The sequence below is a fragment of the Lysinibacillus sp. NPDC097279 genome (genome assembly GCF_044761745.1).
In the GTDB taxonomy this organism is placed as follows: Bacteria; Bacillota; Bacilli; order Bacillales_A; family Planococcaceae; genus Lysinibacillus.
The window spans coordinates 54,621-67,102 of sequence record NZ_JBIWDA010000004.1 but is presented as its reverse complement, the minus strand read 5'-3'; the positions used below and the strand labels follow the sequence as shown (position 1 = coordinate 67,102).

At 37.0% G+C, this 12,482-nt stretch carries 12 protein-coding genes; all 12 read left to right on the top strand.

The genetic code is table 11. From position 1 onward, the window contains the following. Window positions 1-591: 591 nt before the first annotated feature. The 12 genes from sufC (at window position 592) to ACIQ1H_RS16270 (ending at window position 12,331) form a co-directional block, all read left to right on the top strand. Window positions 592-1,371 carry a Fe-S cluster assembly ATPase SufC gene (gene sufC, locus ACIQ1H_RS16325; RefSeq protein ID WP_370635669.1) on the top strand — a complete coding sequence of 260 codons (780 nt, stop codon included), beginning with the start codon at window positions 592-594 and terminating at the stop codon, window positions 1,369-1,371. A gap of 18 nt (window positions 1,372-1,389) precedes the next feature. Further along, window positions 1,390-2,694 (top strand): Fe-S cluster assembly protein SufD, encoded by a 1,305-nt coding sequence (sufD, locus tag ACIQ1H_RS16320; protein WP_173479793.1) that lies wholly within the window; start codon window positions 1,390-1,392, stop codon window positions 2,692-2,694. Next, window positions 2,694-3,923: a cysteine desulfurase gene (locus ACIQ1H_RS16315; protein ID WP_402890118.1), complete on the top strand. Its 1,230-nt coding sequence runs from the start codon at window positions 2,694-2,696 to the stop codon at window positions 3,921-3,923. The genes sufD and ACIQ1H_RS16315 overlap by 1 nt, the downstream gene beginning before the upstream one ends. Then, window positions 3,913-4,341, top strand: coding sequence for a Fe-S cluster assembly sulfur transfer protein SufU (sufU, locus tag ACIQ1H_RS16310; RefSeq protein WP_173479791.1), 429 nt, complete (start codon window positions 3,913-3,915; stop codon window positions 4,339-4,341). The genes ACIQ1H_RS16315 and sufU overlap by 11 nt, the downstream gene beginning before the upstream one ends. Window positions 4,342-4,365: 24 nt before the next feature. After that, entirely contained in the window at window positions 4,366-5,763 is a 1,398-nt protein-coding gene (gene sufB, locus ACIQ1H_RS16305) for a Fe-S cluster assembly protein SufB (protein ID WP_173479790.1), read from the top strand. A 116-nt stretch (window positions 5,764-5,879) separates the two neighbouring features. Beyond that, a complete protein-coding gene (locus ACIQ1H_RS16300) occupies window positions 5,880-6,737 on the top strand; it encodes a DUF72 domain-containing protein (protein ID WP_402890115.1) in 858 nt (285 codons plus the stop codon). Next, a complete protein-coding gene (locus ACIQ1H_RS16295) occupies window positions 6,737-7,558 on the top strand; it encodes a sulfite exporter TauE/SafE family protein (RefSeq protein ID WP_402890113.1) in 822 nt (273 codons plus the stop codon). Before ACIQ1H_RS16300 ends, ACIQ1H_RS16295 begins: the two co-directional genes overlap by 1 nt. Window positions 7,559-7,574: 16 nt before the next feature. Beyond that, window positions 7,575-8,942 (top strand): bifunctional metallophosphatase/5'-nucleotidase, encoded by a 1,368-nt coding sequence (locus tag ACIQ1H_RS16290; protein ID WP_402890111.1) that lies wholly within the window; start codon window positions 7,575-7,577, stop codon window positions 8,940-8,942. A 37-nt stretch (window positions 8,943-8,979) separates the two neighbouring features. Further along, complete coding sequence (locus ACIQ1H_RS16285) at window positions 8,980-10,089, top strand: cyclic di-GMP phosphodiesterase (protein WP_173479784.1); 1,110 nt, start codon at window positions 8,980-8,982, stop codon at window positions 10,087-10,089. A 65-nt stretch (window positions 10,090-10,154) separates the two neighbouring features. After that, complete coding sequence (gene yunB, locus ACIQ1H_RS16280; RefSeq protein WP_337982237.1) at window positions 10,155-10,904, top strand: sporulation protein YunB; 750 nt, start codon at window positions 10,155-10,157, stop codon at window positions 10,902-10,904. Between the two features lie 116 nt (window positions 10,905-11,020). Then, complete coding sequence (gene lipA, locus ACIQ1H_RS16275; RefSeq protein WP_402890109.1) at window positions 11,021-11,944, top strand: lipoyl synthase; 924 nt, start codon at window positions 11,021-11,023, stop codon at window positions 11,942-11,944. 33 nt (window positions 11,945-11,977) lie between these two features. Further along, the gene (locus tag ACIQ1H_RS16270) at window positions 11,978-12,331 is read left to right on the top strand and encodes a YutD family protein (RefSeq protein ID WP_402890107.1); all 354 of its coding nucleotides are present in this window, start codon (window positions 11,978-11,980) and stop codon (window positions 12,329-12,331) included. The last annotated feature ends 151 nt before the right edge of the window (window positions 12,332-12,482 follow it).

The following is a 12,482-nucleotide window of genomic DNA, read 5'->3' as shown; positions in this document are numbered from 1 at the left end:
ATTACGTTGGATTGCGCCAATTGTATAACAAGCTGAATGTTCCTATTTAAATGGAATATATATAAAACGCCTCAAATCATGCAGTTGTGCTATATATGCTAGACACACTTCCGATGAATGCAAAGAGTATTTTTTTCAAGTAGGAAAGTGTATGACTGTTTGATGTGAATAGAGGAGTGCTTTTTTAGTAAAAGAATTGGTATTAATAGCGCTATTACTCTATAATTTTATTTTCTTATAGTGATTCCATTCTAATGAAATAGGATATAGTATAGGTATGGCTGTTTGTGCATTTTTGTCACAAAACCGCTACAATTAACGCTTTATGCGAGGTTTCCACTATGTAGCTAGATGAAATCCATTCTCATTTAGGGATATTTCATTGAAAATAGACTTTACCAATTCTCATTGGCGGTTTCGATTCTCAAAAATCTGAAAATGCTTAAAAAGTCTTTATAATTCAAGATTTCATCATTGAAAAGTGAAAGTGGTTAAAATGGTTTGCATAGAGAACGATTTTCAGTTAAGATTAGAATGATGATAATTAAGGAATGGTTGCCCATTCACAGAACACACTATGGAGGTATTTTCATGTCAACTTTAGTAATTAAAGATCTTCACGTTGAAATCGACGGGAAAGAGATTTTAAAAGGCGTAAACCTTACAATTAATACAAATGAAATTCATGCAATTATGGGACCAAACGGAACTGGTAAATCAACACTAGCTTCTGCTATTATGGGACACCCAAAATATGAAGTTACTTCTGGTACAGTTGAACTTGATGGTGAAAACGTACTTGAAATGGAAGTTGATGAGCGTGCACAAGCTGGCTTATTCCTAGCTATGCAATACCCATCAGAAATCGCTGGTGTAACAAACGCTGATTTCTTACGTTCAGCTATTAATGCACGCCGTGAAGAGGGCGACGAAATTTCATTAATGAAATTCATTCGTGAATTAGATAAAAATATGGAATTCCTTGAAATGAACGAAGACATGGCACAACGTTATTTAAACGAAGGTTTCTCTGGCGGTGAGAAAAAACGTAACGAAATTCTTCAATTAATGATGATTAAGCCAACTTTCGCTATTTTAGATGAAATTGACTCTGGTCTTGACATTGATGCATTAAAAGTTGTTTCTAAAGGTATTAATGCAATGCGTGGCGAAGGCTTCGGCTGCTTAATGATCACGCACTACCAACGTCTACTTAACTACATCACACCAGATCATGTACACGTAATGATGCAAGGTCGTGTAGTAAAATCAGGTGGCGCAGAATTAGCACAGCGTTTAGAAGCAGAAGGTTATGACTGGATTAAAAAAGAATTAGGTATCGAAGAAGAAACAGAAGAACAAGAAGCATAAGAAGGAGGACGAATTAGCATGACAGTGGAACTTAACTTGCCTGTAACAGTACAGGACGTGCGCTCGTTCTCAGAAGCAAATGGTGAACCAACTTGGTTTGCAGAGCTTCGTACGGCAGCACTAGACAAAGCAGCTGGTTTAGATATGCCAAAACCAGATAGAACAAATATTTCAAAATGGGATTTCATGAACTTCCCAAGCCATTCAGTTGTTAGTGAAAAATACACTTCACTAGATGAACTACCAGAAGAGGCACGAGGCTTAATTAACCTTGAGCAAGAAAACCTATATATTCAACGCAACAATACACCTGCGTTTATTAAAACATCACAGGAGCTAGCTGACAAAGGCGTTATTTTTACAGATATGTTAACAGCTATCCGTGATCATGGGGAGCTTGTTCAAAAGTACTTCATGACGGAAGCGGTAAAAGTTGATGAACATAAATTAACAGCACTTCATGCAGCACTTGTGAATGGTGGCGTATTTGTTTACGTACCGAAAAATGTCATTATTGAGCAACCGTTACAAGTTGTCTTTTTAAATGATAATGCAGAAGCTTCACTTTATAACCATGTATTAGTTGTAGCTGAAGCAAATTCAGCTGTCACATATGTGGAAACATACATTTCTACAGTTGAAGAGGCAAAAGCACAAGCTAACATTATTTCAGAAGTCATTGTACAAGATAATGCACAAGTAATTTACGGTGCGGTAGATGTACTTGCAAAAGGTTATACTACTTACGTAAATCGTCGTGCTCGTCTAGCGCGTGATGGAAAAGTTGACTGGGCTCTTGGATTAATGAACGATTCAGATACAATTTCTGAAAACATTACACACCTTGTTGGTGACGGTTCACATGCTGATACAAAAACAGTTGTGGTTGGTCGTGGAGAGCAAAAACTAAACTTCACAACAGAAGTTCGTCACTGGGGTAAAAACTCAAATGGTCACATCTTGAAACACGGTGTGATGAAAGATGCAGCACAATCAATTTTTAACGGTATTGGCTATATCGAACACGGTGCTACAAAAGCAGATGCGCAACAAGAATCACGTGTGTTAATGCTTTCTGAAAAAGCACGTGGCGATGCTAACCCAATTCTATTAATTGACGAAGACGATGTAACAGCAGGACACGCAGCATCTGTAGGACGAGTAGATCCACTACAACTTTATTACTTAATGAGTCGTGGTATCTCGAAAGCAGAAGCAGAGCGCCTTGTTATTCATGGATTCCTTGCGCCAGTTGTTAAGCAATTACCTATCGAAGGCGTTCAAAAGCAACTGACGGAGGTTATCGAAAGGAAAGTTCGCTAATGATCAATAAAGACATTAAAAGCTATTTCCCAATCTTAAATCAACAAGTAAATGGTCATCCACTTGTTTACCTTGATAGCGCAGCAACATCTCAAAAGCCTACTCAAGTAATTGAAGCAATTAAGCATTATTATGAATTTGATAACTCAAATGTACACCGTGGTGTACACACATTGGGGAATCGTGCGACTGACAAATACGAGGGTGCTCGTGAAAAGGTACGCAATTTCATTAATGCAAAGTCAACTGAAGAAATTATTTTTACACGTGGTACAACAACTGCGTTAAATACAGTAGCTTCTAGTTATGGTCGTGCAAATGTTGAGCAAGGTGATGAAATTGTGATTACACATATGGAGCATCACTCCAACATTATTCCTTGGCAACAGCTTGCAAAAGAAAAAAATGCAACATTAAAGTACATTGACCTTGAGGCAGATGGCACAATTGATCTTGAAAAGGTTCGAGCAACGATAACACCGAAAACGAAAATCGTGTCAGTATCAATGGCATCAAATGTTCTCGGTACAATTAATCCGATTAAAGAAATTGCAAAAATTGCACATGCTAATGGTGCCGTAATGGTAGCAGATGGTGCGCAAGCTGCACCGCATATGAAAATTGATGTGCAAGATTTAGATGTAGATTTCTTAGGGTTTTCAGGACATAAAATGTGCGGACCGACTGGAATAGGTGTACTATATGGTAAAAAAGAGCACCTTGAAAAGATGGAGCCAATTGAATTTGGTGGCGAAATGATTGATTTTGTTGGACTACAAGATTCAACGTGGAAGGAATTACCGTGGAAATTTGAAGGTGGTACGCCTATCATTGCAGGTGCAATCGGTTTAGGCGCTGCTATTGATTTCTTAACTGAAGTAGGGTTAGACAATATTGCACAGCATGAGCATAAACTTGTAGGCTATGCAATGGATCAACTTGAAACAATTGAGGGACTTAAAATTTTCGGTCCACGTGATCCAATGAAACGATGTGGTCTTGTTACATTTAATTTAGATGATGTACATCCACATGATGTGGCAACAGTTCTTGACATGAATGGTATCGCTGTTCGTGCAGGACACCATTGCGCTCAGCCACTAATGAAATGTCTCCAACAAGTAGCTACAGCGCGCGCAAGCTTTTATCTGTATAACACGGAGGAAGATATTGACCGCTTAGTTGACGGGTTGCGTTCTGCGAAGGAGTATTTTGGCGATGTCTTTTAATAATTTAGATCAACTATACCGTTCAGTTATCATGGATCATTATAAAAATCCTCGAAACAAAGGATCTTTAGAAACTGATGCTGTAACAATTGATATGAACAATCCGACTTGTGGTGACCGCATTCACTTAACGCTTAAAGTGAATGATGGTATTGTAGAAGATGCGAAATTCGATGGCGAAGGCTGTTCTATTTCGATGTCCTCTGCATCAATGATGACACAAATTGTCAAAGGAAAAAAAGTAGAAGAAGCATTAGAGCTTGCTGATATTTTCTCGAAAATGATGATGGGTGAAGAATATAGCGATAAATACGACCTTGAGGATGTTGAGGCACTGCAAGGTGTGTCTCAATTCCCTGCACGAATTAAATGTGCGACATTGGCTTGGAAAGCAATGGAAAAAGGCGTAAAAGAATAATAATTTGTGAACGGAGGAGAAATAATGGCTAAAAAAATGCCGGATATTGGCGATTACAAATACGGATTCCATGACAAGGACGTATCAATTTTCCGTTCAAAACGTGGTTTAACTGAAGAAATCGTCCGTGAAATTTCAAATATGAAACAAGAGCCTGAGTGGATGCTTGAATACCGCTTAAAAGCGCTTGAAACTTTCTATACAAAACCAATGCCACAATGGGGTGGCGACCTTGGAGATTTAAATTTTGATGAAATTACGTACTACGTAAAACCATCTGAAGCTACGCAAAAATCTTGGGATGAAGTACCTGAAGAAATTAAAGCTACATTTGATAAATTAGGTATTCCTGAGGCAGAGCAAAAGTATCTTGCAGGTGTATCTGCTCAGTACGAATCTGAGGTAGTATACCATAACATGAAACAAGAACTTGAAGACCTTGGTATTGTGTTTAAAGATACTGACTCAGCTTTACGTGAAAACGAAGATATTTTCAAAAAATATTGGGGTAAAGTAATTCCGTATACTGACAACAAATTTGCTGCACTAAATTCAGCAGTTTGGTCAGGTGGTTCATTTATTTATGTGCCACCAGGTGTAAAGGTTGAAACACCTCTACAAGCTTACTTCCGTATTAACTCTGAAAATATGGGGCAATTCGAACGTACGCTAATTATTGTTGATGAAGGTGCACATGTACACTACGTTGAAGGATGTACAGCTCCTGTTTATACAACAAACTCTTTACACTCAGCAGTAGTAGAAATTATCGTCGAGAAAAATGCTTACTGCCGTTATACAACGATTCAAAACTGGGCGAACAACGTTTACAACTTAGTAACAAAACGTACAGTTGTTGAAGAAAACGGTACGATGGAATGGATCGATGGTAATATCGGTTCTAAATTAACGATGAAATACCCAGCTTGTATCCTAAAAGGTGAAGGCGCTCGTGGTATGACATTATCAATTGCATTAGCTGGTAAAGGACAACACCAACATGCTGGAGCTAAAATGATTCATATGGCGCCTAACACATCTTCTACAATCGTTTCAAAATCGATTGCGAAACAAGGTGGTAAAGTAACATATATGGGTCAAGTACGTTTCGGTCCTAAAGCAAGTGGTGCACGTGCCAACATTGAATGTGATACGTTAATCATGGATAACCAATCTACTTCGGATACAATTCCATACAACGAAATTTTAAATGATAATGTTTCTTTAGAGCATGAAGCGAAAGTTTCAAAAGTATCAGAAGAGCAATTATTCTACTTAATGTCTCGTGGTATTTCTGAAGAAGAGGCAACTGAAATGATCGTAATGGGCTTTATCGAACCATTTACTAAAGAATTACCAATGGAATACGCAGTAGAAATGAACCGTCTCATCAAGTTTGAGATGGAAGGTTCTATCGGCTGATTTATTGTTGATGTACATGCGACTAGAGCTAGTTTAGCTTTAGTCGCTTTTTGTTTTTGTAAGTTTTTTCACGGATATAGTGTGTGCTATCATTATGTACGTAGGGAGGGAGTCACTTGATTCGAGTCGGGTTAACAGGTTGGGGCGATCATCCTTCGTTATATAGTGGTGTGACTGCCTCAAAGGATAAATTATTTGATTATGCTGGTCATTTTTTAACGGTAGAATTAGATACATCTTTTTATGCTATTCCATCAGTTGAAAATGTTCGAAAATGGTGTGAGCTAACACCAGATTCATTTCGTTTTGTAATAAAGGCATACCAGGGAATGACAGGACATTTGCGTGGGGAAATTCCATTTGAATCTAAAAATGATATGTTCAATGCTTTTATCGAATGTGCCAATGAATTTAAACGGCATGGGAAGTTAGCAATAATATTGGCACAATTTCCTCCGTGGTTTGATTGTCAGTCAAAAAATGTACAATACTTATTGTATATTAGGCAACAATTAAAAGCGTTCGATGTGGCGATCGAATTTCGCAATCAAACATGGTATGCGGACAAGGTCGTCAAGCAAACAATGGATTTTCTAAAGGAACATCAATTTATTCATACGATATGTGATGAGCCACAAGCAGGTATTGGCTCTGTCCCTTTTTATCCTGAAGTAACGGCAAATAAGGCACTCGTTCGCATTCATGGGCGAAATATTCATGGTTGGCGTAATACGGGTAATTCAGAAAACTGGCGCAAAGTTCGTTTTCTATATGATTATAATAAAGACGAACTACAGCAAATCGGACAGCATGTCCAAAGCATTGAGCGGAATGTGCAGGAGCTATATGTTTTATTTAATAATAATTCTGGACAGCATGCTGCGAAAAATGCGAAAGAACTTCAGGAGATGTTAGCTATTCGAGATGTTGGTTTAGCACCAAAACAATTAAATATGTTTGAAGGAGAAGTATAATGGAGTTTATTCTTTTAGTAGTGATTGCACTCGCCTCGGGGCTCATTGGTTCACTTGTAGGGCTCGGCGGAGGGATTATTTTAGTACCTGCAACCTTATTTGTTGGACTAAACCTTGGGATGCTCCCTGATATTACACCACAAAAAGTGGTCGGGCTATCGGTTGTAATGATGATCTTCACTGGGCTTGCATCAACTTTAAGCTACATGAAATCCAAAACAGTAGATTATAAAAGTGGGTTTATATTCTTTTTAGGTAGTATTCCAGGGACGATGTTAGGGGCATGGGTAAATAAAGGTTTAGATTTACCGTCATTTAACTTATATTTTGGAATTTTATTAATTGTTATATCGATAATTTTACTTGTGCGCGATAAATTGAAACCTGTACAATGGTTTGTGAAAAATGGTACACAACATCAGTTTATCGATACATCTGGTCAAACGTTTATCTACGGATATCCAATTTGGTTTGCATTATTATTTTGTTTTGCTGTTGGCTTTGCCTCAGGATTATTTGGTATTGGTGGCGGCTCAATGATTGTGCCTGCCATGATTATTTTGTTTTTATTTCCGCCACATGTTGCCGTCGCAACATCGATGTTTATGGTATTTTTAACTTCAATTGTTAATTCTGCGAGCCATATTTATTTAGGGCATGTACCGTGGCTTTATACAATTCCTGTTATTCCTGGTGCTTACATTGGAGCTAAACTAGGGGCAGCACTCAATAAAAAAATTAAATCCGATACACTTGTCCTAGCACTACGAATTATTTTATTATTATTAGGAATTCGTTCCATTATAGAGGGCTTATTGTAAAGAAGAGGTGGCTTGAATGCTGGAAAAAATTCATATTTTTCACACAAATGATGTGCATAGTCATTTTAAGTATTGGCCACGAATGCAAAAGTATGTGAAAATGCAACGTGCTCAGTATGAGGCATTAGGTGAAACGAGCTATTTAGTTGATGTTGGGGATCATTTAGATAGGTCGAATATTTATACAGATGCTACTATCGGTAAGGGCAATGTCCAATTATTAAACAAAGCTGGTTATGACGTTGTAACAATAGGTAATAATGAAGGGATAACACTGTCGCATGAAGAGCTATTTCATCTATATGATGATGCGCAATTTGACGTCGTAGTAGGAAATGTAAATGCAGCAGAAGGGGAAAATCCAACGTGGTTGAAACCTTACGTTGTGTTAACGACAAAATACGATACAAAAATTGCAGTCATTGCTGCGACAGCCATGTTCGAAATTTATTATAAGGAATTAAACTGGCAAATAGATGATGCTCGAAGCTCCCTAATCCGTTTAACCCACCAACTTCGTAAAGAAGTTGATATTGTTGTTTGTCTGTCACATTTAGGAATTACTGAAGATGAACTATTAGCAGAGGAATGTCCAGAAATCGATGTCATCTTTGGTTCACACACCCACCATACGCTACCAAATGGTAAGGGTATCAATGGTGTATTGCTCACAGGTGGAGGAAAATTCGGACAATATACGGGACATCTTGTGCTAGAATACGATAAAAAAACGAGGGAAATTGTTGAAAAAAAGGATACTTTAATTCATAATAAGGACTTGCCAATTGTTGAAAATGAAAAAGAGTTTCTGCTATCTTTAGAAGAAGAAGGTAAAAGCTTATTAGACAAGCCTGTATTTTCAACGAAAAAGACGTACAATAAAGAATGGTTCCACTATTCGCAATTATCACATCTATTTGCGCAAGCCATATTAGAAAAAAGTGGTGCGGACTGTGCGTTATTTAATGCAGGGATTTTTTTAGACGGCCTTCCAAAAGGAACGGTAACAGCGCTTGATTTGCATAAAATTTTTCCACATCCTATTAATTTATGTACAATTGAATTGTCAGTTTCGGAAATAAAAGAAATTTTTCAACAATCGAAAAATGAAGAATGGCCCAATATGGAACTTAAAGGGTTAGGTTTTAGGGGCGTAATTTTTGGTAAGATGCTGACATATGGCTTTGCTATGAATGAGGATCGTCAATTGCTCATAAATGGTAAGATTGCAGATAATGATCGTACTTATAAATTAGTGACACTTGATTTGTTTACGTTCGGTTATTTTTATCCAAGCTTTAAATATGCAAAGAAAAAATATATTTTACCTGATTTTTTACGAAACATTATGTTAGATTATGGGCAAAGTTTCTTTAAGCGATAGATAAACAAAGCTTTAAGAATGGATTGGGGAAGAAGTCATGCGATTAATTTCAATCGATGTATTAAAAGAAGGTATGGTATTAGGAAGGACCATTTGGAATGAGGCAGGTCATCCACTTTTAAAGAAAGACGTTGTCATTAATGAACGTATTATTGAAAGACTTCAACAGTTGAATACGCATTATTTATATATAGACGACAAACTTTCTGAAGGTATTGAAGTAAAGGAGACGGTTCCTCCTGATGTCCGAAACAAAACCATTTCGACCATAAAAAATTCTTTTCAATCAATAAATGGTTTAAGTACGGTTAATGCCTCTTATATACTTGATCAGCAATCGAAAGCGATTGTCACGATTGTCGATGAACTACTCTCAGCTGTTACAGGTAACAATGAAATTTTGACGGTTTTAACGGATGCTTATTTATTCGATGAATACTTATATCAGCATTCTTTTCATGTAACTTTATATTCGATTGCTATCGCAAAAGAATTAGGTCATTCCGCCGAAGATCTTCGTTTAATCGGTATTGGTGCCTTATTGCATGATGTTGGAAAGCTTATGGTGCCGAAAGAGATACTAAAAAAACCAGGTCGCTTAACGCATGAAGAATTTGAAATGATGAAAATGCACACGCGTTTTGGATTTGATTTATTACGAAATTTACATTCCATTTCCTTACTGGTTGCACATTGTGCTTTTCAACATCATGAACGCATTGATGGAAGTGGCTATCCACGTGGTTTAGTTGATTTTGAAATCCATCCATTTGCTAAAATTATTGGCGTTGCTGATGTATTTGATGCGGTGACGACAAATCGCGTATATCGTGAAAAAATGCTTCCTTCACAAGGGCTTGCCATTGTGGAAGCTGGTTCGGGAACACTTTATGATGCGCGCATTGTCAACGCATTGAAAAAATCAGTTGTCCATTATCCGAATGGACTGATTTTAAAATTATCAGACGGTCGTCGAGGCATTGTTTCTAAGCAAAATAATTTGGATTCATCCTTGCCATGGATTCGGATTTTTGAAGAACAAAATGAATTACTCACAGCGACATACGAAATTAATTTAGTGGACTATCCAACTGTAACAATTGATAGTATTGAAACCGATTATGTAGTGCCATCGCGAGTCGTATAATTTGCTCCTCCTGTTCATAAGTTGTAGAACAGGAGGAGATTTTTTTGTTTTTCCCTCGAAAAAGGATGAAATTGCGAACGAATCATAAAAGAGGAATGCAGCTTAATCGTTTAACCTTATTAATAGTGGCTAGCATTATTTGTATTGTATTTTTTCTATATTTTTTAAATGAACGTCTTAAACCCACATATTTGGAATATGCCGAAGTGCAGACAAATAAAATTGCGTCTTATGTTGTCAGTAAAGCCATTAACTCACGTACTTCTAACGTATTAGACGTTAATGATATAATCGAAGATGTACCATCTGGCACCTCAGTAACGACCAAATTTAATACAGAAATTATTAATAGAGTACGTGCAGAAACACTCGAACTTGTAAAAATGTATTTAGAGCAGGCTGAGCATGGAGAATTAGCCCATTTACCTGATTTAGATAATGTCGAATATGATGTAAACAAAATTCAAGAAGGTGATGGCATTGTCTTTTTCGTCCCACTTGCACAGGCGGCTGATCTTCCTTTACTCGGTAATTTAGGGCCGAAAATACCAATCCGTTTTCATGTAATTGGTAATGTTCATAGTAATGTTACATCCGATATACGGGAATTTGGCATTAATAGCGCCTATGTAGAAGTAGGTATTCATATAGAAGTTAATGTCCAAATAATAGTTCCATTTGCTAGTAAATCAACGACGGTATCACAGGATATTCCAGTAGCAATGGGGTTAACGAGAGGGCCAGTACCAAACATTTATACAAATGGTGGAGATGCAGTTCAACCATCTATAGAAGTACCAGTTCCATATCAATAGAAAAGTTTAAGCTGAGAGTAAATGTTAGTTGTTGCCGTTCGTGTAATATGATACATTGACAACAGTGATGGTAGATAATATTCAACAAAAGATAACTTTGATAGGGGCGAATTTGTATGACATCCTGTAAACCTACTAGCAATGCTAAAGAAGAACATGTAAGAAAACCAGATTGGCTTAAAATTAAACTAAACACGAACGATGAATATAAAGGTCTTAAAAAGCTCATGCGTGAAAAAAATCTTCATACAGTATGTGAAGAAGCGCGCTGTCCAAATATTCATGAATGCTGGGGTGAGCGCCGTACAGCAACAATGATGATTTTAGGATCAGTTTGTACACGTGCATGTCGTTTCTGCGCAGTAAAAACAGGTTTACCAAGTGAGTTAGATCTTGCAGAACCAGAACGAGTTGCAGACTCAGTAGCTATTATGAATTTAAAGCACGTTGTTATCACGATGGTAGCACGTGACGATCTAAAGGATGGCGGTTCAGAAGTTTTAGCTGAAACCGTGCGTGCTATTCGCCGTAAAAGTCCTTTCACATCTGTAGAAGTACTACCTTCTGACCTTGGTGGTTTGAAGGAAAATCTGCAACTTTTAATGGATTCTAAACCTGATATTTTAAATCATAATATTGAAACAGTACGACGATTAACACCAAGAGTCCGTGCGCGTGCAAAATACGAACGTTCATTAGAATTTCTTCGTTTAGCAAAAGAGATGCAACCAGACATTCCAACAAAGTCATCATTAATGATTGGCTTAGGGGAAACGCATGAGGAAATTTTAGAGGTAATGGACGATTTACGTGCAAACGACGTAGATATTATGACAATTGGTCAATATCTGCAACCAACAAAAAAACATTTACCAGTAAAAAAATATTATTCACCAATTGAATTTGGCAAACTTCGCAAAATTGCAATGGAAAAAGGCTTTAAGCATTGTGAAGCAGGACCACTCGTACGTAGTAGTTATCATGCTGACGAGCAAGTGAATGCTGCAACGAAGGAACGACAACTACAAGCCGAAGTATAATGTGAAATGATAGACGAGAAAGGTGGTGTCACTTTGATAATTTTAGAAGGATATGAATATGAAGTAGTTGAAGATTACCGTGAAGCTTTTCAGGAAGAAGTATTTAAAGAGCGGTACTCAGATATTTTAGTCAAATATGATTATATTGTAGGCGACTGGGGCTATAATCAGCTACGTCTAAAAGGATTTTTTGATGATAAAAATCAAAAATCTACTTTTGATACGAAAATTAGTACGCTTCAGGATTACTTATATGAGTATTGTAATTTTGGCTGTGCTTATTTTGTTTTACGTAAAGGTGGTAAAGTTATTTTACAGCCCGACGTTGTAGTAAATGAAGTAACCGAAGTGACAAAACCAAATGACAATGAACAAATAGCTGAATAGCCATAAAAACCTGATGCAAAGTTTGCATCAGGTTTTTTTTGTTTATAGGAGTTGTGAAATAATGATGAGCTTTTAACTAATTTAGAGTGTAATTATTATAATGTATAATGGAATAACGACCATCGTAATTTTTAAAGAAGGAGAGGAACAA